This window comes from Nocardia sp. NPDC005366 (assembly GCF_040606855.1).
In the GTDB taxonomy this organism is placed as follows: domain Bacteria; phylum Actinomycetota; class Actinomycetes; order Mycobacteriales; family Mycobacteriaceae; genus Nocardia.
In genome coordinates this window covers 286,481-309,326 of record NZ_JBEXFQ010000001.1, presented here as the reverse complement: position 1 = coordinate 309,326, position 22,846 = coordinate 286,481, and the positions used below count along the sequence as shown (strand labels likewise).

Below are 22,846 nucleotides of genomic sequence, written 5' to 3'. Positions count from 1 at the left end.
GGGGCGTGACGTAACGCCCATCGTCAGGCAGCGACCGTCAAAGGTTACCAGACCCCTGGTCCACAACCCAATTCGACCTTCGGCAACTGTCAGGCAACCGCGATGTGAACACCGCGGCACCCGAAAGCCCCGCGTCGAACCGGGCGATCACCAACGGTCGCCCTAGTCGTCGACGGGCGGTCCAGCGGGCCGTCCGACGGCCCGGCGACGCGGCTTGCGCGCCACCAGTTCCTCGGGAACGGTCTCGGCGAAATCGATGACAGGGGCCGCGGGTTGTTCACTGCCCGACACCACGAATACCGCACCGCTGCTGTCGGCGGCGGGCGCCGCGGCCGACCGGGCGACCCGGCGACGACGCGACGGCCGCGCCGCCGGTTCGTGCGCACCGTTGGGTTCCGCACCGTTGGTCTCCGCACGGGTGGTCTCCGCACGGGTGGTCTCCGCGCGAGCCTCCGCGTCGGCGGTCTCGGTGGATGCCGATTGCTCGATGACGACGGCGTCCGCGCCCTTGTTCAGCGCGTTCGCGGCGACTTCGGCCACCGTGGCGTCCTCGGTCTCGGCCGACGTCTCGACGACCGCGATGACTTCGGGCTCCTCGACCTGGGCGACCTCGGCCGCCGCGTCGACCGCTTCGACGATCTCCGCCGGTGACGCGACGGTCTCGGCCACCTCGGCCGAAGACTCGGCCGACTCATCCGTCTCGTCGTCGCCGTGGTGTGCCGCCATCGCCAGGGCGACCGGATGCGCCCGCTTCACGGCCGCGTCCTCCTCGACAACGGCTTCGGTTCCATTGACGGCGGGGGCGGCGGCGAGCGCTTGGGCGCTCTTGTCCCGGCCCCGACGCCTGCGGGAACCCGTTTCCTTACGCCCGGCGCCGTCGTCGGACGGCGACGGCTCCACCGGGTAGGCGTGCACGAGGATGCCACGGCCGTGGCAGTGCTCGCAGGTGGTGGAGAAGGCTTCGACCAGTCCGGTGCCCAGTTTCTTACGGGTCATCTGGACCAGGCCGAGCGAGGTCACCTCGGAGACCTGATGACGGGTCCGGTCGCGCCCGAGCGCCTCGGTGAGGCGGCGCAGCACCAGATCCCGGTTGGATTCCAGCACCATATCGATGAAGTCGACGACGATCATGCCGCCGATATCGCGCAGCCGCATCTGGCGCACGATCTCCTCGGCCGCCTCCAGGTTGTTCCTGGTGACCGTCTCCTCCAGATTGCTGCCGCCGGAACCCGTGAATTTGCCGGTGTTGACGTCGATGACCGTCATCGCCTCGGTGCGGTCGATCACCAGGGTGCCGCCCGAGGGCAGCCACACCTTGCGATCGAGCGCCTTGGCCAGTTGCTCATCGATCCGGTAGGTCTCGAAGACATCGAGGTTCACGCCTTCGTGCCGGGCGACGCGGGCGAGCAGATCCGGCGCGACGGTGCCGATGTACTTCTCGACCGTGCTCCACGCGCGATCACCCTCGATGACCAGCTTGGAGAAATCCTCGTTGAACAGATCCCTGATGACCTTGACCAGGAGATCGGGCTCCTCGTACAGGGTCTTGGGCGCACCGCTCTCCTTGGCGGCCTGCTCCTCGATGGTGCGCCACGTGGCCTGCAAACGCTCAACGTCGCGGGCCAGTTCGGCCTCGGCGACGCCCTCGGACGCGGTCCGGATGATCACGCCCGCGTCGGCGGGGACGATATCGCGCAGGATCTCCTTGAGACGTTTGCGCTCGGTATCGGGCAGCTTGCGGCTGATACCGGTGGACGTCCCGCCCGGCACGTACACGAGGAAACGCCCGGCGAGGCTGATCTGGGTGGTGAGGCGCGCGCCCTTGTGGCCGACCGGATCCTTGGAGACCTGGACGAGTACCTGATCGCCCGGCTTGAGCGCCTGCTCGATCTTGCGTTCCTTGCCGCCGAGACCCGCGGCCTCCCAGTTGACCTCACCGGCGTAGAGGACGCCGTTGCGCCCGCGGCCGATATCGACGAACGCCGCCTCCATGCTCGGCAGCACGTTCTGCACCTTGCCGAGGTAGACATTGCCCGCCATCGACGCCGAACCGGTGCTGGTGACGAAATGCTCGACCAGGATGTTGTCCTCGAGCACCGCGACCTGCGTGGCGGTCGGATGATCCGGGAACGCCTTCTCGCGCACCACCATCACCCGATCCACGGCTTCGCGGCGGGCGAGGAATTCCGACTCGGTCAGAATCGGCGGGCGACGACGACCGGCCTCACGACCGTCGCGGCGGCGCTGGCGCTTGGCCTCGAGCCGGGTGGATCCGGTGATGCCCTGCACTTCGTCGGAGACGACGGCGCGGCCACGGCTCTTGTTCCGCGGTTCGCGCTCGTGCACGACGGTATTCGGGGGATCGTCCTCGGATACCGGCTCGGTGTCCGCGCCGTCACCACCGACCTTGCGGCGGCGGCGACGACGGCGACGACGGCTCGAACCCTCCGGCACGTCCTCGTCCTCGTCCGAGTCGGCTTCGTCGGCCCCCCGCTCGGCGGCGTCGGGGTGCTCGGCGGCTACCTCGTCGTCCTCGGTGTCGACATCGGCGTGATCCTCGTCACCATCGCCGTCGGCGTTCTGTTCACCACGGCCACGGCCACGGCCGCGACGACCGCGACGCCTGCGGCGCGGCTGACCGTCGGCGTCACCGGATTGGTCGGCGTTGTCGGCCTCGTCCTCGGCGGTCTCCGCCTCGTCCTCGACCTCGACCGGCGGCTCTTCGGTCTTGCGGGCATCCCGCGCTGCCCTGCGCTGCTTGCGCACTTGCTCGACCGCCGAAGCGTCCGGCGGCAGGAACAGCGGCATGGCCACCGCGGGGGATTCGAAGACCGGGGGCGCCGTGACGTGCGGCTCCTCGGTGACGGCATGGGTGAACAGTTGCACCGACGGCTGGTGGGCCGGTGTCTGCTGCTCGGTCTCGGCCTGGCCCGCGTGCACCGGATCGGGTCGGGAGAACATGAGTCCCGGCGCGGCGGCCGGAGCCGCCTCCGGTGCCTCGGTCTCCGCCACCTCGGCGGTGTCGGGAGCGAGCGCCTCGGTCTCCGGAGATTCGAGGGCGTCGCGGACTGATTCCGCGACGGCTCGATCCACGTTCGACTGCGCACTACGCGCGTCGGCACCCAACTCGGTGAGCTTGGCCAGGATTCTCTTGCTCGTCACTCCCAGCCGCTTGGCAAGCGCGTGAACTCGGATTCGCTCCGGCAATTGATCGGCATCCTGTGATGTTGTTTCCAGCGGCTCTTGATCGGCCACGAAGTCTCCTCGGGCCCCCGGGCGCGTCCCTCCCGGTACGGAGTGACGCGGCCGACGCGGGGGCGCTGTCCGTTCACCTCGCGCCGGCGGCGCAAGGTCCTGTGGTCTCGCCCCGCGTGCCCGGTCAACACCATATTTCTCGTCTGTCGGGCTGACTGGTCACGCGGCGCCTGGCTTTGGCTGAACTCCGCGGGCCGAGCGTTCATCCAGCGTGCCGACGCGAACAGCCTCGCCCCGAGAGCAGGCGTGGATATCCGTAGCAGCGATGATCGGCATCGAACCGCGGTGTCATCCGGTTACCTCGGTCACCGATAGTCCGCGTACCTGCGCGAACAGTCGGAACCGTTGGTAACCACCTCCAGTATCCCACATCGTGCGCCGACGACTCGCCATCGGCGCACGACTACACCCGGGATAACACCGCCCGCACTCGGTTCTGCGGCGCGGTGGAAGTGCGGTGATCCCCGGCCGGCTCCGGTGCGTTCACCGGCGGCCGGGGCGGTGGTGCCGGTGGCGGATCAGACCGGAAACTGCGGGAACCAGAGGCTGATCTCGCGCTTGGCGGATTCGGGGGAATCGGAGCCGTGAACCAGGTTGTACTGGGTCTCGAGGCCGAAATCGCCGCGGACGCTGCCGGGGGCGGCCTTCTCGACCGGATCGGTGCCACCGGCGAGCTGACGGAAGGCGGCGATGGCGCGGGGACCTTCGAGGACGGCCGCGACGACCGGACCGGAGGTGATGAACTCGATCAAGGAACCGAAGAACGGCTTCTCGGCATGCTCGGCGTAATGCTCTTCGGCCAGCTCCTGGGATACCTGCTTCAGCTCGAGAGCCGCGATCTTCAGGCCCTTGCGCTCGATCCGGGCCAGCACCTCGCCGACCAGGCCACGGGCCACGCCGTCCGGCTTGATGAGTACCAACGTCTGCTCAGTCACGGCGCACAGCCTAGCCGCCGCCCGCGCCGGGTACCGAACCAGCGCCGTCGACGGTCCGCTACCGCGGTCGACGGACGCGCTGACTCGGCAGCAATCCGGCGTCCATCCGCCGCTGCACATCGTGGCGCAACACCAGGATGAAACCCCAGACGACGGCGAACACGATGCCGATGACACCGATGGACACGTGGATGACCGCGCCCGCGATGAGCAGCACCTGCAACCCCAGATCGAACGCCAGCGCCCACGGCCTGCGCTGCAGACCCGCGCCGAGGAACATCACCAGGGCCAACGCCACCAAGTAGCCGCCGGAGGCCCAGGTCACGCCGCCCCCGACATCGGCGACCACCGGTAGCGCGAGCAGCACGACGATGGCCTCGAGAACCAGGGTTCCCGCCATCACGCCGCGCAGTCCCTTCCACGGGTCGGTGGCCGGTGGCGCCGCCGCCTGCTCGCCTTCGGGCTGCTCACTCACGTTCGGGTTCCTTTCCGCCGCGGCGTGGAATCACTCCGGGTTCTTTCCGAACAGGGCACGGGCGGCGCCCGCGGTGACGACCGATCCGGTCACCACCACGCCCGCGCCGGAGACCATCTCGCCCGCCTCTCCGACCTCCTCGGCGATGGCGATCGCGGTCTCCACCGCGTCGGGCAGGGTTTCCGCGGTCACCACGCGTTCGTCGCCGAAGCGCTGGACCGCCAGATTCGCCAGGCTGTCGACATCCATGGCACGCGGGGAGCCGTTATCGGTGACGACGATCTCGTCGAAGACCGGTTCCAGTGCGTCCAGAATGCCCGCCGCGTCCTTGTCCGCGAGTACGCCGACCACGCCGACCAATTTGCGGAAATCGAATTCCGCGGTCAGCGTGGCGGCCAGCGCACGGGCGCCCGCCGGATTGTGCGCGGCGTCGATGAAGATGGTGGGCGCGCTGCGCATCCGTTCCATCCGGCCCGGACTCGCCACGCTCGCGAAACCGGCGCGCACCGCCTCGATATCGAGCTGACGCTCCGCGCCCGCGCCGAAGAACGCCTCGACCGCGGCCAGCGCGAGCGCGGCGTTGCGGGCCTGGTGTTCGCCGTGCAGCGGCAGGAAGATCTCGTCGTAGACCCCGCCGAGCCCCTGCAATTCGAGTTGCTGACCGCCGACCGCGACCTGGCGGGCGAGGACACGGAACTCCGCGCCCTCGCGGGCTACCGCCGCGTCGACCTCGACGGCGCGCCGCAGCAGCACCTCCATCGCCTCGGGCTCCTGCTGGGCGATCACCGCGACGGTGTCGCGCGGAATCAGGCTCTCCGGCGCGCGTTTGATGATCCCGGCCTTCTCCCCCGCGATGGTCGCGAGGTCGTCACCGAGGTAATCGGTGTGGTCCAACCCGATCGGCGTGATCACCGCGACCTGGCCGTCGACCACATTGGTCGCGTCCCAGGTGCCGCCCATCCCGGTCTCCACCACCGCGACGTCGACCGGAGCCTCCGCGAACGCGGCGAAGGCCATCCCGGTCAACACCTCGAATTTGCTCATGGCCGGACCGCCCGCGTCGGCGGACTGCCTATCGATCAGCTCGATATAGGGCTGGAGTTCGCGATAGACCTCCACGTACGCGGCCGGGCTGATCGGGCGGTTATCGATACTGATCCGCTCGGTCGCCAGTTGCAGATGCGGGCTGGTGACGCGGCCGGTGCGCCGGTGCAATGCGGTGAGCAAGGCGTCGATCATCCTGGTCACCGAGGTCTTGCCATTGGTGCCGGCGACGTGGATCGACGGGTAGTTCTGCTGCGGTGAACCGAGCAGATCCATCAGGGCCGCGATCCTGGTCAGCGACGGCTCGATCTTCGTCTCCGGCCAGCGCCGGTCGAGTTCGGCCTCGACCAGCGCCATCTCGGCGAGATCCACCGGAGACGGCCCGGCGCCGAGCCGGGTGGCCCCGTTCTCGTCGCGGTACTGGCGCTCCGGCTCGTCGTTCACTTGGCTGCCAGTTCCGCGAGCCTCGCCCCGATCCGCGTCACCTCGGCGGAGGCGATGTCGCGACGGGACCTGATCTTCTCGACCACCGGTTCGGGGGCCTTGGCCAGGAATGCCTCGTTTCCGAGTTTGGCCGCGGCGACCGCGAACTCCTTCTCGGCGGCGGCGAGATCCTTCTCCAGGCGGCGGCGCTCGGCCTCGAGATCGATGGAGCCCTCGGTATTCAGCCCGACCGCGACGGTGGTCGTGCTGAGCCGCACCTCGACCGAGGCGGTGGCCTCCTGGCCGTCCTCCAATTCGGTGAGACGCGCCAGCGTGGTCACGGCCTCGCGCAGATCGGTGAGCCCCGCCACGTCCAGACCGGTCAACCGGGCGCGCACCTTCTGCTTGTCGGCCAATCCCTGGTCGCTGCGGAACCGGCGAACCTCGGTGATCAACTGCTGCGCGTCGGCGACGCGCTGTGCCGCCACGGTGTCCGCGGGCACCCCGGAGGCCTGCGGCCACGGCGCGATCACGATGGATTCGCCGCCGGTCAGCGCCTGCCACAGCGATTCGGTGATGAACGGGATCACCGGATGCAGCAGTCGCAGCACCGAGTCGAGCACGGTGCCGAGCACGACGCTCGTCGATTCGGCGCGCGCGTCGCCCGCCGCGAACTGGACCTTCGCCAGTTCCAGGTACCAGTCGCACAATTCGTCCCAGGCGAAGTGGTACAGCGCCTCACACGCCTTGCCGAATTCGTAGGCGTCGAACGCCGAATCCACCTCGACGAGCACCCGTTCGAAGCGGTCGAGAATCCACCGGTCGGCATCGGTGAGGGTGGCGCGATCGGGCAGCTCACCCGGGCGCGCGCCGTTCATCAGCGCGAATTTGGTTGCGTTGAACAGTTTGGTCACGAAGCTGCGCGAAGCCAGCGCGTGCGATTCGCCGACCGAGAGGTCACCACCCGGCTGCGCGCCGCGGGCCAGGGTGAAGCGCAACGCGTCGGCGCCGTAGGAGTTGATCCAGTCCAGCGGATTGATGCCGTTACCGCGCGACTTCGACATCTTCTTGCCGTGCTCATCGCGAATCAGCCCGTGCAGGAACACATCCGTGAACGGCACCTGCACCGCACCGGTCTGCTTACCCGCGGTGATCGCCGAATCCTCGGAGACGAACATGCCGAACATCATCATCCTGGCCACCCAGAAGAACAGGATGTCGTAGCCGGTGACGAGAACGCTTGTCGGATAGAACTTTTCCAGTTCCGCCGTATTCGCCGGCCACCCCATGGTGGAGAACGGCCACAGCCCGGAGGAGAACCAGGTGTCGAGCACGTCGGGATCCTGCACCCAGCCCTCGGGCGCGGTCTCGTCCGGACCGACGCACATCACTTCGCCCTCGGGGCCGTACCAGATCGGGATGCGATGGCCCCACCACAGCTGCCGCGAAATGGTCCAGTCGTGCATATTGTCGACCCAGTCGAACCAGCGCGGTTCCTGGCTCGGCGGATGAATCACCGTGTCGCCGTTGCGCACCGCGTCGCCCGCGGCCTTGGCCAGCGATTCGACCTTCACCCACCACTGCATGGACAGTCGCGGCTCGATCGACTCGCCGCTGCGCTCGGAATGGCCGACACTGTGCAGGTACGGCCGCTTCTCCGCGACCACCCGCCCGAGTTCGGCCAGCCGCTCGCGCACCGCGACCCTCGCCTCGAAGCGGTCCATCCCGTCGAATTCGGTTCCGGTGTCGACGATTCGGCCGCGCTCGTCCATGATGCTCGGCATCGGCAGGTTGTGACGAAGGCCCATCTCGAAATCGTTCGGATCGTGGGCCGGGGTGATCTTCACCGCGCCTGTACCGAATTCGGGATCGACGTAGTCGTCGGCGATGATCGGGATCTGCCGACCGGTGATCGGATGTTCGATGGTGGTGCCGATCAGGGCCTTGTACCGGGAATCCTCCGGGTGCACCGCGACGGCGGTATCGCCGAGCATGGTCTCCACCCGGGTGGTGGCGACGATCACATGCGGTTCGGCGTCGTCGAGCGAGCCGTAGCGCAGGGAGACGAGTTCGCCCTCGATATCCTCGAACTTCACCTCGATATCGGAGATGGCGGTGCGCAACTCGGGCGACCAGTTGACCAGTCGCTCAGCGCGGTAGATCAGGCCCGCGTCGTAGAGACGTTTGAAGATCGTCTGCACGGCACGCGAGAGGCCGTCGTCCATGGTGAACCGGTCACGGCTCCAGTCGACGCCATCGCCGAGCGCGCGCATCTGCCACTGGATCTGCCCGCCGGATTCGCGCTTCCAGTCCCAGACCTTGTCGACGAACAGCTCGCGGCCGAAATCCTCCTTCGTCTTCCCGTCCACCGCGAGTTGCTTCTCGACGATGGTCTGGGTGGCGATTCCGGCGTGGTCCATACCCGGCAGCCACAGCACCTCGTAGCCCTGCATGCGCTTGCGGCGGGACAGGGCGTCCATCAGCGTGTGGTCGAGCGCGTGGCCCATATGCAGGCTGCCGGTGACATTGGGCGGCGGCAGCACAATGGAGTAACCGGGCTTGTCACTCGCGGCATCGGCGACGAAGTACCCCGCGGATACCCAGCGCTCGTACATCTCGGCCTCCACCTCGCTGGGGTTCCAGCTCTTGGGGAGGGCATCGGCACGATTACGCGAGTTGTCAGGGGCTGCGCTGGTCACCCCGGCATTCTAGTTGCCGTGCTGACCGAGCTCCTAAAAGGCCCTCGGACGGAAAAGGCGGAGTCTTCGGTGGATGAGGGACACCGAAGACTCCGCCTACACCCCAAAGCTTACCGGGGATAGCGGCGTCGGCCGCGAATCCATAAGTAATTCTCAGCTTCTGGCGATTCGCCATGCCGTCGACAACCCGGGTCATCCGCTTCGCGGCAGTCCTCGTTGCCGCGCGATCAGCGTCGAGGGCCGTCGCCGTGGCCGGGCGCGGCGGGTCGTCGTGCGATTTCGGCGACAATCGTCGCGGAGAGAACCGGCACGCGGGCGCGCACCGGTCGGCCCCACGCGCGGCCCGACCAGTGCCATCCCGGTGCTCGCCGATCTCCGCAGCGCCCGTTACCGCGCCGGCGGGCGCCAGGGCGCCATCCCCGCCGGATCCGATTGCGCGACTTGCCGAATCCGCGACGGACGGAAACGGCGCGACGAGCCCATCCGCCGCCGGAGACGGGGCCGACAATTCAGGGATTTCCCTGTTGCCGAATCGCACCGGACTGGGGACGCTGGGAAAGATGAGCCCCCCGTTGGACGCCATGCCCGCCTATTCACCGGAACCGTTGCCGGTCGCCCCCGAACGGATACTCACGCCGAATTCGTTTCACGATCTCCGGGGAGATCCGGTCGAGGAATTGCGCTACCCGATCACCGCGGCACTGGTTTTCGCCGGTGTGCCCGGCGCGGGGAAGAGTACGGCGCTGCGCCTGTTCTTCGGGACGACCGCCGAGGCCGAAACCCCGCCGCACGGACCGGGAGGTCTACTCGTCCTCGATTCGCATCACGCGCGAAATCGGTGGCGGCGCAAGCTCGGCTGGCTGCCGTACCCGCTGTGGCGACCGGTCGTGCACGTCGCGCACTACGCGGGGATCAAGGCGGCGTTGCGCGATGCGACCGGACCGGTGGTGATTCACGACTGCGCGACCTTCGGGTGGGCGCGCGCCATGATCCGCCGGTGGACGGTCGGCTACGAGCGCGAACTGCACGTGGTGATGCTGGATGTGCCCGCGACGGACGCCATGGCCGGACAGCGGGACCGAGGGCGGAGGGTGAACGGGGTGTCCTTCCGCCTGCATGTGCGTCGCTGGCAGCATCTGATCGATTCGGTGGCGGCCATGGATCCGGGCGCGGTGCGGGCGGCGTCGGTCGTCGTCGTCGACCGGTCGGCCGTGAACGACATCCGGCGCGTCACTTTCGGCGGATAGTCGCCGAAAGGATGGCAGTGGCGAAGCCGTCCCACGCCCGCGCCCGCCTGTTCACCGGACCAGGACGGTGAGCGCGCCGGGCACCGCGCGCAGGGTCGCGGGCAGCATGCCCGCGGGCTCACCATCCGCGGTCGCGGGGGCGGAGGGAGCCGTCAGCGTGACCTGCGCCACCCGGTAGTGCTTGGTGGCGGGATGGTCGATCCGCTTACCCGCCGACAGCGCGGGAAGCAGTCTGAGCATCTCGAGTCGCGACACCTTGCCGACCACGGTCACATCGAGGAATCCGTCGTCCATCTCGGCGTCCGGGCAGATCAGCATGCCGCCGCCGTAGGTTCTGGAGTTGCCGACCGCGACCATCACCGCCTCGGTCTCGATGACGCAGTCACCGGCCGGATTGTCCAGCGCACCCGGGGCGAGGCCCGACAGTTCGATCCGGTAGGGCACCGCCAGCCCGCCCGCGAGTTCGGCCAGCGCGGCGAGACTGTAGCGCGAGGGCCCCTTCGGCCATCGCATCTCGTTGGCGCGCAGGGTGACTCGCGCGTCGAATCCGGTACCGGTGACGGTGGCGAACCACATCGGCTGTGCACCGGTGGATTCGATACGCCCCAGGTCGACCACCCTGGTGCGCCCCGCCAGCGCCAGATCCGCCGCGGCCACCGGATCGTCGGTCGGCACGCCGAGCGCGCGGGCCAGATCGTTGCCGGTGCCGCTCGGTATCAGACCGAGGGGAACCCCCGTCTGGGCGAGAGCCTCCAACATCACCGACACCAGCCCGTCGCCGCCGACGCAGATCACCGCGTCGGGGCGGTCGCCGGAATCACCGCCGCTCAGCGAATCATGCACCAGGCGTACGGATTCGGCCGCCGAAGGGGCACGGATCTCGGTGATCTCGACGCCGCGCTCGGCGAATCTGGCGACGGCGGCGGACGCGGCGTCGTGGCCCTTGCCCAGCCCGGAGAGCCGATTGGTCACGACGAGGGCGCGGCGCAGGGCGCGAGGCGACTCCGGCGTCATCGGATCAGTTTCCCAGGGTTGAGGATGCCCGCGGGGTCCAATTCCTGTTTCACCGCGCGCAGCACCCGCACGCCCAGCTCACCGATTTCGGCGGACAGCCAGGGTTGATGATCGGTGCCGACGGCGTGGTGGTGGGTGATGGTCCCCCCGCCCGCGATGATCGCGTCGCCGACGGCCTGTTTGGCGATCCGCCACTGGGCGATCGGATCCTCCAACTGCTTGGCGACGATGGTGAAATACAGCGACGCTCCGGTCGGATAGGTGTGCGAGATATGGCACATCACCAGCGGCGGGGTGCCCTGAGCGCTCAGCGAATCCGTCAGCGCCGCAGTCACTTTCGACTTCAGTTCGGCGAGATTCGACCAGCTGGTCGCGGTCTCGAGCGTCTCGCACAGCACCGCGACATCCAGGAGCGCGTCGCGCGTATAGGGGGCGGCGAAGCGGCCGTGTTCCCACTGCCGCGCGGGGGCCTGTCCGAGCGCGGTCCCGCCCGCCGCACTGAGCAGCGCTTCGGCCTCGGCGCGGCGCGCCGCGACGTGGGCGGCGGAACCCTCGTAGGTGGTGATCGCCAGGCAGCCGGATACGGCATTGCCGCCGATATCGCCGGAGCGGGCCAGGTTGAGTCCTGTTTCCGCCTCGTCCGAGAGCCGGAGCACGGTCGGCGCGGCGCCCGCCTGCACCACGGTGCGCAAGGCGGCGGCCCCGGTCGCGAAATCCGGGAACGACCAGGCCTGATAGTCGATGGTTTCGGGTGTGGGATGCACCCGCACGGTGACCTCGGTGATGACGCCGAGGGCGCCCTCCGAGCCGAGGAATAACTCGCGCAGATCCGGGCCAGCGGCGGAGGCGGGCGCGCGGCCGAGCACGAGAGAGCCGCTCGGCGTGGCGATGGTCAGCCGCTGAACCATATCGTCGAAACGGCCGTAACCCGCCGACGCCTGTCCCGAGGAGCGGGTGGCCGCGAAGCCGCCGATACTGGCGAATTCGAAACTCTGCGGGAAGTGTCCGAGCGAGAGTCCGTGCGCGCCCAGCAACTCTTCGGCCCTGGGACCGGTGAGCCCGGCGCCGAGCGTCGCCGTGCCGCTGACGGGATCGATCTCGGACAGCCCGTCGAGGCGACGCAGATCGAGCGCGATCACGGTGTCGAAGCGACCGCGTACCGGGTCCACGCCGCCGACCACACTCGTGCCGCCGCCGAAGGGCACCACCGCGATGGCGTGCTCGGCACAGTAGGCCAGCACCGCGAGCACGTGCTCGTGATCGGCGGGTATCACCACGGCGTCGGGGGCGTCCTGGGGCCCGTCCGCGCGGCGACGAAGCAGGTCGGGGGTACTTTTTCCACCCGCGTGCAGGAGACGGTCGCGATGGTCGGTCGACACATTGTCCGCACCGACCACCGCGACCAGCCCGTCTCGTTGCGTCGGTGTGAGCACCGACTCGCGGAGCGGCACGTCGCCCTCATCGCGGCGCGCCACCGGGTCGCCGGACACCCCGAAAACCTGCGTGAGCAGGCCACGGATCTGCGCCGAGAGCGGCTGATGTCCGGCCTGAATTCCCCAGGCGTCCCACACCATACTCGCTGCCGGTGTCACCGCGCCCGGGATTGTCACCGGAACCGATTCCTCGCCGGTGGGCTTGTTCTCGACCATGCGTTACAGTTTGACATAGAATGTCAAGCAGTAATGATCCGACACTCACTTCCGGCGCCACCGGGCGCCACCGATATCCGGCGGTGAACATGCCAACCCCCGATGCGGCCGAGACCGAAACCGCGCTCTCGGCCGTCGATCTCGCGATATTCGACGCGGCACGCGCCTGCGTCGAGGAGTTCGGCGTCCGCCGGACCACACTCACCGAGGTCGCGCGACGCGCCGGAGTGAGCAGGCCCACCGTCTATCGGCGCTGGCCCGATACCGGCGCGCTCGTCGCCGAACTCCTGGTCCGCGAGCTGCGCTCGATCCTCACCGCCACCATGCCCACCACCGGAACGGCCAGGGCAAGGCTGGTGGGCGGCATCGTCGCCGGGGCCGCGACGATCCGATCGAATCCATTGTTCGGCAAAATCTTTCGTACCGATACCGATCTCATGCTCACCTATGTGTTCGGACGACTCGGACGCAATCAGCGCACCCTCATCGACCTGTTCGCCTCGGGAATCCGCGACGGCCAGGCCGACGGTTCGATTCGCGCGGGCGATCCCACACAACTGGCCACCATGCTGTTGCTCATCACGCAGTCCGCGGTCCAGTCGGCCAATACCGTCGCCGCACTCCTGCCCGGCGCCGAACTCGATGCCGAACTGACGCACGCGATCGAAGGTTATCTGCGCCCGCAACTCCCGCGCCGCCCATGACGGCGCGGCGACCGCACCGACCACAACCGCCGCACGATCGGCACGGAAAGGACCTGCGATGACCGCGAATTCGGTGATCGATGGTGATTTCGCACTGAATGCCGACCGGCGTGCCCGTGAGCTGCGGCGACTCGGCGACGACGGCGAGATCGACCTGCTCGTCATCGGCGGCGGCGTCACCGGGGCGGGCACGGCGCTCGACGCCGCGGCGCGCGGGCTTCGGACGGTGCTGGTCGAGCGACACGATCTCGCGTTCGGGACGAGCCGGTGGAGTTCCAAACTCGTACACGGCGGGCTGCGCTACCTCGCGGGTGGCCATATCGGCATCGCGCACGAGAGCGCGGTGGAACGCGGCATCCTGATCTGTTGCACCGCACCGCATCTGGTGCGTCCGCTACCGCAGCTCGTACCGCTGCTGCCCGGCCTCGGATACGCCGAGCAGGCCCTGATCCGCGCGGGTTTCCTCGCGGGCGACGTGCTGCGCCGGGGCGCGGGCACCCCGGCCGCGACACTGCCCAGATCGCGCCGGGTCGCCGCCGCCGAAGCGCTGCGGCTGGCCCCGACCGTCCGCCGCGCCGGACTGCGCGGCGGTCTCCAGGCCTGGGATGGACAACTCGTCGACGACGCCCGGCTCGTGGTCGCGCTGGCCCGCACCGCCGCGGGCCATGGCGCGACGATCCTCACCCGCGTCGAAGCGATCGACGTGACAGGTGATGCGGCCACGCTGCGCGATACGCGGACCGGGGAAACCCTGGCGGTGCGGGCTCGCGCGGTCGTCAATGCCACCGGCGTCTGGGCCGATCAGGTCGATCCGAGTATCGAATTACGCCCCTCGCGCGGTACCCACCTGGTCTTCGACGCCGCCGCCTTCGGCGGTCTCAGCGCCTCGCTCACGGTTCCCGTACCCGGTAGTACCGGCCGTTTCGTCTTCGCCTTCCCCGCGGCGCACGGGAGGGTGTATCTCGGCCTCACCGACGAGGACGCGCCCGGCCCCGTCCCCGACGAGCCGCGACCCACCGAATCCGAGATCGACTTCCTGCTCGACACCATCAATACCGCGCTACGAGAGCCGTTGACCCGAGCCGATATTCGTGGCAGCTACGCGGGCCTGCGTCCGCTGTTGCGAACCGGCGACGGCAGCACCGCCGATATCTCCCGCGAACACGCGGTGCTGCGTTCACCCATCGGCGTCATCACCATCGTCGGCGGCAAACTCACCACCTACCGCCGAATGGCCGAAGATGTTGTCGACGCGGCCGTCACCGCGGCGGGATTGACCGCGCGGCCGTGCCGGACCGCGCGATTGCCCCTGGTCGGCGCGGTCTCCGGCGCCGCACGCGACCGCGTCGACGCACCGCCGGTGCTGATCGACCGCTACGGCAGCGAGGCGCGCGCGATCAGGTCCGCGATCACCGACAACCCGGCTCTCGGCGCACCGGTAGCACCCGGAATCGATGTCAGCGCGGCCGAATTCGCCTTCGGTGTCACCCACGAGGGCGCTCTCGACGCCGATGATCTACTCGACCGCCGGACCCGCATCGGCCTGATCGCCACCGACCGGGCCGCCGCGCGGGCCGCCGCCGAGGCCGCTTTCGACGGGCCGTCACGGTAACCGGGCGCGGATTCAGCTCCAGTTGGTCAGTTCGGCGCGCATCGCGGTGCGGGGCCAGCGCTCCAGGCCGTGTTCGGCTTCGGCCGCGCGCACGGCCCGCATCTCCGGGGCCTCGGCGGTCACCGGTATGTAGCGGAAGCCGAGGCGCTCGTAGTACGGACCGTTCCACGGCACGTCGGTGAAGGTGGTGAGGGTTATCGCACGCATACCCTGCGCCTTGGCCCACCGCGCGGCGCATTCTATCAACTGTTTGCCGATGCGCCTTCCCGCATGGTCGGGATGTACCGAGACCTGCTCGATGTGGGCGTTGCCGTCGATGATGCCGAGGACGAGGTAGCCGATCGGCCGGTCGGCGTCGTCGGCCCAGACCCAGGCTCGCCCGGCGTCGAGGAATTCGCGCAGGCGTTCCAGGGTCGGCGGGTCGTCATCGGCGACGGCTGTCATCCCGATGGTCGCGAACGGTTGCCCGGCGGCACGCTCGATCTCCTGCAAAGCGGGCAGATCGGCTTCGGCGGCCGGTCGAATCATCTGCATGCGGGAAGTATCGTCCCTTCACCCGGCCGATGTCCCAAGGATTCCGTCGATCAGCACCTGCAATGCCCAGGCAGCGCGGCTGTCGCCGTCACCGGCGAGCAACTCGGCCCGCATGGCGGTGACCATCGGATAGCGATCGGCGGGCAGTTCTGCGAGTCGTAGCTCGGCCGCGGCCACAGTGTCCGATTCCGAGGACCGCGCGGCGGCGGAGGCGCTGTGTTCGGCGGCGGAGGCGGTGATGTGCAGATACAGCAGATCCACCGCCCAGCTGTTGGTCCGGTCGTCCACCCCCGCTTCGGCGAGCAGTCCGAGCATCCGGTCGATGAGCCGCAACGCGTTGGCGCCGGTGGGAATCGCGCCGAGCGCGAAGACGGCCAACCCCTCGTGCCTGCCCATGACGGCCACGGTCGACTCGATCAGCGTGACCAGCCGCTCACGCCAGGTGTCGCCCTCCGGCTCGGGGACCGAACCGAGTACGTGATCAAGCATCGCCGCCATCAGATCGTCGCGGTTGGCGACGTAGACGTAAAGCGAGGCCGCGCCGGTATCCAGCTCCTGCGCTACCCGCCGCATCGTGAGCGCGCCGAGGCCATCGGCGTCGAGGACGCGCAGGCCGGTCTCGATGATCACCTCACGGCTGAGGGGAGCTTTCGACGGACGGGCTCTGCGGCTCACCGGCGCGGCCCTCACGCCGGTGCCCCGCGTAGGTTCGGCGGCGCGATGACCGCGATGGCATCCGGGCTCTTCATCAGGTCGGTCCACTTCGCCATGGGCCCGAGCCTACGCCCGAGCGAACACTGTTTGATACGAACAACGTTCGGCATGTCGGGGTGGCCCGTGTCGTCGCGATCCATGTCGGAGTCTTTATTGCCCCATCGCGCTTCCCCGCAAACCTCCGGTCGCCCGATCGGCGAGCCCGGCTGTCCACAGAGTCCCGGCACTATGCTGGACGCCGATAAGTGCGCGGGAAGGAGGCGCGGGTGCGCAAGAGTCCCTCGACCGTAGGTATCGCGCCGGGCGATGGTCTGATTGCTCGCTTCGGCGCGGTCCTCGTCTATCTCGCGGGTGAAACCGCCTCTACCGACCGGATTCTCGGGGCGATCGAAGCTGTCGCGAACACCGATCATCCGGGGGCCGCTATCGCCCAGCGACTCGCCGCCGTGGTATTCGGCAGCGGCTCGGAGCCACCGCCGTTCGGGGTGGTCGCACCCACCTCCGACGGTACGGTGATCCTGCTCCGCGGCCCGGTGATCGCCGAAATCCAAGGGGCCGAGGGGGTGCGCAGGATCTCCGGAGCACGGGCGTTCACCTGGGTTGACGAAATAGTGCGCGAGCCGGTGCGCCGCATCACCGTCTGCTCCGATTCCGGTGGGCTGCCCTCGGTGCATCCCCGCACCGATCTGCGCTCGGGCGTGGTGCCCGGCGGCGGTTTCGAATTACGGGTCGGCCTGCGGCGCGCGAACAAGCCGGTCTCGGCGCGCGCCGATACGAGCGAGCCGGACCACCGAACGGGAAGACCCGGCCAGGAAATCCGTACCGAGGAACCGGCGCATACCGCGCCCGCGGGTTTCGACCCGCACGACGAGCCCGACCAGCGTGGCGATCGCCGCGCTCGCGCCTGCGTCGAACGAAACGAGACGAACCACACCTCCACCTCCGCCGAACGGCCCGGGCCCGGCGGAAATTCGACAGCGGAGCCGGTGCGTCCACGGCGGCTCAGCGAAGTGGTCGGCGAATCGACCCCGGTCGCGACCGCTCCGCCCACCCCAGAGCATATCGGTACGCAGGCCATGCCCGGCGGGTGGTCGCACACGCTGCGTTCCGGCGCGACCGCTCCCCCCGTCACCGGGCACGACGAGGTGCCACCTGACGATTCCAGGACCCGCCCCGCGCGACCGGGCACCACCCCCACCCCGGTCGGCGCACTGGTCTTCGATGACACCGCCTACCCCCTCGACCGCCCCTACGTCATCGGACGCAGCCCGATGTCCGACGACTCGGTGCGCAACGCCGCGGCCTCGCCGCTCTCGGTGCCACGGGACCGGCATGTCTCGCGCATCCACGCCTACGTCACCGTCGAGCGCGGCAAGGTTTTCGTGCGCGACGCGGGGACGCCGGCGGGCACGTTCATCGCGGCCCCCGGCGCCGAGTCGTGGACGCGCATCGGGACAACGACGACCGAGCTCGCACCGGGCTGGAGTATTCGCATCGGCGAGAAGATCCTGACCTACCGTGCCGATGAGCCACGCGTGCGACTGCTGAAGTAGGGCCATCGCCGCCATCGCTGGCGTGGAGAGGACTATAGGGGCTATGCACCGCAACGGGCCGACCCAGGATATCGATGAATCCGCGCTGACCGTCACGCCCCCGAAGAAGCAGGCCGCGGGCGTCACCGCGGTGGCCGTCGCGCTGAAACGCTCGGTCGAGGAGATGGGTGTCGTGCGCACCGCGCGAACGCTCGCCCGGGTCAACCAGGTCCACGGTTTCGACTGCCCCGGCTGCGCCTGGCCGGAACCCTCCGGACGCCGCCGCCCCGCCGAATTCTGCGAGAACGGCGCGAAGGCCGTGGCAGAGGAGGCGACGCTGCGCACCGTCACCCCTGAATTCTTCGCGCGGCATTCGGTCGAGGAACTATCCGGCCGGTCCGGCTATTGGCTCGGCCAGCAGGGACGCCTCACCCACCCGATGGTGCTGCGTCCCGGCGACACCCACTACACGCCGATCGAATGGGACGACGCCTACCGCCTGATCGCCGACGAACTGCGCCGGCTCGATTCCCCGGACCGCGCCCTGTTCTACACCTCGGGACGCACCGCGAACGAAACGGCATTCCTCTACCAGCTGCTGGTCCGCAGTTACGGGACGAACAATCTCCCTGATTGCTCGAACATGTGCCACGAATCCTCGGGCGCGGCGCTGCTCGGGTCGATCGGCATCGGCAAGGGTTCGGTGACGATCGATGATTTCGACGCCGCGGATCTGATCATCGTCGCGGGCCAGAACCCCGGTACCAACCATCCGCGCATGCTGAGCGCGCTCGCGGGCGCCAAAGCGTCGGGCGCGAAGATCATCGCGGTGAATCCGCTGCCGGAGACCGGATTGCTCGGTTTCCGTGATCCGCAGACCGTCAGGGGCGTCACCTCCGGTGTACCCATCGCCGATGACTTCCTGCAGATCCGGCTCGGCGGCGATATGGCGCTGTTCCGTGGACTGGGCCGCCTGCTCCTCGAAGCCGAGGACCGCGCGCCCGGCACGGTGCTCGACCGCGCCTTCCTCGACGAGCACTGCGCGGGATTCGACGACTACGAGAAGCAGACCCGCGCGGTCGATTTCGATACCGTGGTGGCGGCGACCGGCCTGTCCCTCGCCGACATCGAGCGCACCGCGCAGCTGTTCGCCGAATCGAAGAACATCATCATCTGCTGGGCGATGGGCCTGACCCAGCAGCAACACGGCGTCGCCACCATCGAGGAGGCCACCAATCTGCTGTTGCTGCGCGGCATGATCGGTAAACCCGGCGCGGGTGTGTGCCCGGTGCGCGGGCATTCGAATGTGCAGGGCGACCGCACCATGGGGATCTGGGAGCGGATGCCCGATACCTTCCTCGACGCGCTGGATCGCGAATTCGGTATCACCAGCCCGCGCGCCCACGGCTACGACACCGTGGACGGTATCCGCGCCATGCGGGAAGGCAAGGCTTCGGTATTCATCGGCATGGGAGGCAATTTCGTCTCCGCCACCCCCGACACCGAGGTGACCGAGGCCGCGTTGCGCAGCTGCGACCTCACGGTGCAGATCTCCACCAAACTCAACAGAAGCCACGTGGTGCACGGACGCACCGCGCTCATCCTCCCGACGCTGGGACGCACCGACAAGGATCTGCGCGGCGGGGTGAAACAGCAGGTATCGGTGGAGGATTCGATGTCGATGGTGCATCTGTCCACCGGGCGGCTCGATCCGGTCAGCGACGACCTGCGCAGTGAGGTCGCCATCGTCTGCGAACTCGCGCTCGAACTGCTCGGCCCCGACCATCCGGTCCCCTGGGCGCGATACCGCGACGACTACGACACGATCCGCGACGCCATCGCCCGGGTGGTCCCCGGCTGCGCCGACTACAACACGCGTGTGCGCGACCGCAATGGTTTCGTCCTGCCGCATCCACCGCGCGATTCCCGCGAATTCCGCACCAGCACCGGCAAAGCCAATTTCGGGGTGAACGAATTGAGCTGGGTTCCAGTGCCGCCGGGGCGGTTGATCCTGCAGACGATGCGCAGCCACGACCAGTACAACACCACCATCTACGGCCTGGACGATCGCTACCGCGGTGTGCGCGGTGGCCGCCGCGTGGTGCTGGTCAACACCGCCGATATCGCCGAGATGGGTTTCGCCGAAGGCGATCTGGTAGATCTGATCTCGGAATGGACCGACGGCGTCGATCGCCGGGTCGAGGGTTTCCGCCTCGTCGGCTATCCGACCCCGCGCGGTAACGCCGCCGCGTACTACCCGGAGACCAACCCGCTCGTTCCGCTGGATCACGTTGCCGCACGGTCGAATACGCCGGTCTCCAAAGCGGTGACGATCCGGCTCGAACCGCACGTACACATCGGGGCGCGCTCGTGATCGTTCATCTCCGGTCGGCCACGACACCGGCACCGGCCACGTCACCGTCACCGTCGCACGGAACCGGGACTCGGCCGTGAGCAGGGTGACCGCGCGACGCCCGACCCTGCGGATCACACCGAACGGCGAGATCCGCAGACCGGACACCCTCGCCGTCGAGGAGCCGCTCGAGATTCGCATCGGCGGGCAATCGCTGACTGTCACGATGCGAACGCCGGGCGCGGATATCGACCTGGTCCACGGATTCCTGTTGAGCGAGAACATCATCGGCTCGGCCGACGATATCGTCAGCGCACGCTATTGCGCCGGCGTCGATCAGGACGGCCACAACACCTACAACGTCCTGGATATCGAGCTGCGCGGCCCCGTCCCGCTGCGACCCCGCAATTTCCTCACCACCGGGGCCTGCGGCGTCTGCGGGAAAACCGCGCTCGACGAGGTCCGCACCCACACCAGATATCCGGTGCCCGCCCACGGCCCCGCTATCGACGCCACCGTCTTGGCGGGTATGCCCGAAACCCTGCGCGCCCGCCAGTCGGTCTTCGACGCCACCGGCGGACTGCACGCCGCGGGCCTGTTCACCTCAGGCGGCGAGGCGCTCGCGGTCCGCGAGGATATCGGCCGCCACAATGCCGTCGACAAGGTCATCGGCTGGGCATTGCGGGTAAGCCGTATCCCCGCACACGATCTCATTCTGATCGTCAGCGGGCGGGCCTCCTTCGAACTGGTCCAGAAGGCGGTCATGGCCGGCATCCCCGTGCTCGGCGCGGTCTCGGCTCCCAGTTCCCTCGCGGTCGACCTCGCCGCCGAATCAGGACTGACCTTGGTCGGCTTCCTGCGTGGCGACACCATGAATGTCTACAGCGGCTCCGAACGCCTGGTGATCCCCCACGCCTCCGCAGTCGGCACCGCGTGAACCCGACGAACCGTTGTCTGTGGGCGGCGTCGGAATTACCGTGAACGCACCGATCGAACTCAGTCCGGAGGAACGGAGCGACCGATGCGGATCTCGCTGGAAGGCAAGTCGGGGGGCATACGCGTGCGCATGCGTTTCGAACAGGATCGCCGACGGTGGCTTGCGGTGCGAATCATCCTGGGGGTGCTGGCATTCCAGGGTATCGTCGTCGGCCTGTGGGCGGTGTTCGCTCCGCATTCGTGGTACTCGAGTTTTCCCGGTTTCGGAATGCACTGGGTCGCGGTCGACGGGCCGTACAACCATCATCTGGCCGCCGATGTCGGCGCGTTCTTCCTCGCACTCGGCGCGGTGTCACTGTTCGCGCTGATTCGCACGGGCGCGGCGACAGCCTGGGCCGCCGGAATCGGGTGGGCGGTGATGGCGCTGCCGCATCTGATCTACCACGCCTTCCACAAACCCGAGGCGATGGGCACCGCGAGTTTCACCCTCAGCCTGATCGCGGCCGCCGCGCTGCTCGTTCTCGGCGTTGCGCTGCTTGTGGTCACACCGCGTGGTCCCAGGGTCATCGATCCTGATCCGATCGACGTCCGCTTCCCGCGCCGCAGCCGACAGGGGTAACGGTCAGCGCCAGCCTCCGACGGAGGTCAGGTGGTGCAGTGTTCGCACTACGGCCGGGGCGCACAGGTGGCCGTCTCCCGGTCCGAGCCATGCCATTTCGGCGATTTCCGCGGCCGGGGCCGGATTTCCCCGGCCCGGGGCGCGGAAGCAATGCATTTCGACGAGGGTGCCCGGGCGACCGTGGGCCGGAGCCGTGATGGTCACCTCGGGCGTGATGCCCTGTTCATCGATCTCGACGCCGAGCTCCTCGCGGACCTCGCGGACGAGCGCTCGCGCCAGGGTCTCCCCCGGCTCGGGTTTGCCGCCTGGCAGGTAGAAGGCATCGCGACCTTCGGTACGGACCGCGAGCAACCTGCCATCCTCGACGCATAACCAAGCAACCGACGTGAGCGTTCGTTCCGCGGTCATGATCTGCAGACGCTACCCGGTAATCAGGCTTCGAGCGCCTCGAGCAACGCCGCCCGCTGACGGGCACCCAGACCACCGATGCGGCGATCCTCCGGAATCTCGGCCTGATCCATCAGCTTGGCCGCCTTGACCGGGCCCACGCCGGGCAGAGCCTTGATCACCGCCGCGACCTTGGTCTTCTTGACCAGATCGTCGGACTCCGACTTCTTCAGCAAGTCCGCGACCGAAACCTTGCCCTCTTTCACCTGGCCGATCAGTTCGGAGCGCGCCTTGCGCACCGCGGCCGCTTTGGCCAACGCCTCGGTGCGTTGCTCGGCGGTCATTGTGGGCAGTGCCATGTCTCCTCCGCTTTCACTCGTCACTCGAACATCTGGTTGACCGGACCGAGTAAACAGCACCATGTCGACTGCACCCCGCCGACACACCGGGTGAATGTTGCGATGAGTTTTCCGAGCCGACGCCGTCGTAATCGGTGAGGCAGTCGCCCGAGGCGGGTGAATCGGACGAAAGGAATTCAGGCGTAACGCCTGGACCTCGGGATACGACAGGATTATCGATAGCACTTCGCTACCGGACGCAAGGTTCAACGGCGAACCATGAGGGATCAACGAGGATCCCGACCCACACCGGGCACCGCCTTCGGGTCCGCACCGGGGTCTGCGGCGGCGTGCGCGACGAATCGCGATATTTCGG

At 68.4% G+C, this 22,846-nt stretch carries 19 protein-coding genes; 7 read left to right on the top strand and 12 right to left on the bottom strand.

Annotation, left to right across the window (positions count from 1 at the left end; translation table 11 throughout):
• Nucleotides 1–162: 162 nt before the first annotated feature.
• The 5 genes from ABZS43_RS01340 to ABZS43_RS01320 all read right to left on the bottom strand — a co-directional run bounded on the left by ABZS43_RS01340 (nucleotide 163) and on the right by ABZS43_RS01320 (nucleotide 8,831).
• On the bottom strand, nucleotides 163–3,255 hold the full coding sequence (locus tag ABZS43_RS01340; RefSeq protein WP_355033796.1) for a translation initiation factor IF-2 N-terminal domain-containing protein: 3,093 nt from the start codon (nucleotides 3,253–3,255) through the stop codon (nucleotides 163–165).
• 518 nt (nucleotides 3,256–3,773) lie between these two features.
• Nucleotides 3,774–4,190: a nucleoside-diphosphate kinase gene (gene ndk, locus ABZS43_RS01335; RefSeq protein ID WP_355033795.1), complete on the bottom strand. Its 417-nt coding sequence runs from the start codon at nucleotides 4,188–4,190 to the stop codon at nucleotides 3,774–3,776.
• 58 nt (nucleotides 4,191–4,248) lie between these two features.
• On the bottom strand, nucleotides 4,249–4,590 hold the full coding sequence (locus ABZS43_RS01330) for a DUF4233 domain-containing protein (protein ID WP_355033971.1): 342 nt from the start codon (nucleotides 4,588–4,590) through the stop codon (nucleotides 4,249–4,251).
• Nucleotides 4,591–4,695: 105 nt separating this feature from the next.
• Nucleotides 4,696–6,066 (bottom strand): folylpolyglutamate synthase/dihydrofolate synthase family protein, encoded by a 1,371-nt coding sequence (locus ABZS43_RS01325; protein ID WP_355033970.1) that lies wholly within the window; start codon nucleotides 6,064–6,066, stop codon nucleotides 4,696–4,698.
• A gap of 83 nt (nucleotides 6,067–6,149) precedes the next feature.
• On the bottom strand, nucleotides 6,150–8,831 hold the full coding sequence (locus ABZS43_RS01320) for a valine--tRNA ligase (RefSeq protein ID WP_355033794.1): 2,682 nt from the start codon (nucleotides 8,829–8,831) through the stop codon (nucleotides 6,150–6,152).
• Between the two features lie 560 nt (nucleotides 8,832–9,391).
• Here ABZS43_RS01320 and ABZS43_RS01315 point away from each other — a divergent pair.
• Nucleotides 9,392–10,078 carry a hypothetical protein gene (locus ABZS43_RS01315; RefSeq protein ID WP_355033793.1) on the top strand — a complete coding sequence of 229 codons (687 nt, stop codon included), beginning with the start codon at nucleotides 9,392–9,394 and terminating at the stop codon, nucleotides 10,076–10,078.
• Between the two features lie 51 nt (nucleotides 10,079–10,129).
• Here the strand turns inward: ABZS43_RS01315 and ABZS43_RS01310 are convergent, their stop codons facing one another.
• Both ABZS43_RS01310 and ABZS43_RS01305 read right to left on the bottom strand, forming a co-directional pair.
• Nucleotides 10,130–11,092, bottom strand: coding sequence for a YegS/Rv2252/BmrU family lipid kinase (locus tag ABZS43_RS01310; protein ID WP_355033792.1), 963 nt, complete (start codon nucleotides 11,090–11,092; stop codon nucleotides 10,130–10,132).
• Nucleotides 11,089–12,666: an FAD-binding oxidoreductase gene (locus ABZS43_RS01305; protein ID WP_355033969.1), complete on the bottom strand. Its 1,578-nt coding sequence runs from the start codon at nucleotides 12,664–12,666 to the stop codon at nucleotides 11,089–11,091. Before ABZS43_RS01305 ends, ABZS43_RS01310 begins: the two co-directional genes overlap by 4 nt.
• A 164-nt stretch (nucleotides 12,667–12,830) precedes the next feature.
• On the opposite strand from ABZS43_RS01305, the gene ABZS43_RS01300 reads away from it, so the two are divergent.
• Both ABZS43_RS01300 and ABZS43_RS01295 read left to right on the top strand, forming a co-directional pair.
• Nucleotides 12,831–13,445, top strand: coding sequence for a helix-turn-helix domain-containing protein (locus ABZS43_RS01300; RefSeq protein ID WP_355033791.1), 615 nt, complete (start codon nucleotides 12,831–12,833; stop codon nucleotides 13,443–13,445).
• A 58-nt stretch (nucleotides 13,446–13,503) separates the two neighbouring features.
• Nucleotides 13,504–15,057 (top strand): glycerol-3-phosphate dehydrogenase/oxidase, encoded by a 1,554-nt coding sequence (locus ABZS43_RS01295; RefSeq protein ID WP_355033790.1) that lies wholly within the window; start codon nucleotides 13,504–13,506, stop codon nucleotides 15,055–15,057.
• Nucleotides 15,058–15,069: 12 nt separating this feature from the next.
• Here ABZS43_RS01295 and ABZS43_RS01290 read toward each other — a convergent pair whose 3' ends face one another.
• The 3 genes from ABZS43_RS01290 to ABZS43_RS01280 are packed head-to-tail and all read right to left on the bottom strand — an operon-like array spanning nucleotide 15,070 to nucleotide 16,445.
• Nucleotides 15,070–15,591, bottom strand: coding sequence for a GNAT family N-acetyltransferase (locus ABZS43_RS01290; RefSeq protein ID WP_355033789.1), 522 nt, complete (start codon nucleotides 15,589–15,591; stop codon nucleotides 15,070–15,072).
• Nucleotides 15,592–15,609: 18 nt separating this feature from the next.
• Entirely contained in the window at nucleotides 15,610–16,266 is a 657-nt protein-coding gene (locus ABZS43_RS01285; RefSeq protein ID WP_355033788.1) for a TetR/AcrR family transcriptional regulator C-terminal domain-containing protein, read from the bottom strand.
• Between the two features lie 11 nt (nucleotides 16,267–16,277).
• A complete protein-coding gene (locus ABZS43_RS01280) occupies nucleotides 16,278–16,445 on the bottom strand; it encodes a hypothetical protein (protein WP_355033787.1) in 168 nt (55 codons plus the stop codon).
• Between the two features lie 126 nt (nucleotides 16,446–16,571).
• Between ABZS43_RS01280 and ABZS43_RS01275 the strand changes: the two genes are divergently transcribed.
• The 4 genes from ABZS43_RS01275 to ABZS43_RS01260 all read left to right on the top strand — a co-directional run bounded on the left by ABZS43_RS01275 (nucleotide 16,572) and on the right by ABZS43_RS01260 (nucleotide 21,745).
• Nucleotides 16,572–17,858 (top strand): FHA domain-containing protein, encoded by a 1,287-nt coding sequence (locus tag ABZS43_RS01275; RefSeq protein ID WP_355033786.1) that lies wholly within the window; start codon nucleotides 16,572–16,574, stop codon nucleotides 17,856–17,858.
• A gap of 43 nt (nucleotides 17,859–17,901) precedes the next feature.
• Nucleotides 17,902–20,211 (top strand): FdhF/YdeP family oxidoreductase, encoded by a 2,310-nt coding sequence (locus tag ABZS43_RS01270; protein ID WP_355033785.1) that lies wholly within the window; start codon nucleotides 17,902–17,904, stop codon nucleotides 20,209–20,211.
• A gap of 76 nt (nucleotides 20,212–20,287) precedes the next feature.
• Nucleotides 20,288–21,127, top strand: coding sequence for a formate dehydrogenase accessory sulfurtransferase FdhD (gene fdhD, locus ABZS43_RS01265; RefSeq protein ID WP_355033784.1), 840 nt, complete (start codon nucleotides 20,288–20,290; stop codon nucleotides 21,125–21,127).
• Between the two features lie 84 nt (nucleotides 21,128–21,211).
• On the top strand, nucleotides 21,212–21,745 hold the full coding sequence (locus ABZS43_RS01260; protein ID WP_355033783.1) for a hypothetical protein: 534 nt from the start codon (nucleotides 21,212–21,214) through the stop codon (nucleotides 21,743–21,745).
• Nucleotides 21,746–21,748: 3 nt separating this feature from the next.
• Here the strand turns inward: ABZS43_RS01260 and ABZS43_RS01255 are convergent, their stop codons facing one another.
• The gene (locus ABZS43_RS01255) at nucleotides 21,749–22,153 is read right to left on the bottom strand and encodes an NUDIX domain-containing protein (RefSeq protein ID WP_355033782.1); all 405 of its coding nucleotides are present in this window, start codon (nucleotides 22,151–22,153) and stop codon (nucleotides 21,749–21,751) included.
• A gap of 23 nt (nucleotides 22,154–22,176) precedes the next feature.
• Nucleotides 22,177–22,491 (bottom strand): integration host factor, actinobacterial type, encoded by a 315-nt coding sequence (gene mihF, locus ABZS43_RS01250; RefSeq protein ID WP_109523852.1) that lies wholly within the window; start codon nucleotides 22,489–22,491, stop codon nucleotides 22,177–22,179.
• Nucleotides 22,492–22,846 lie beyond the last annotated feature (355 nt).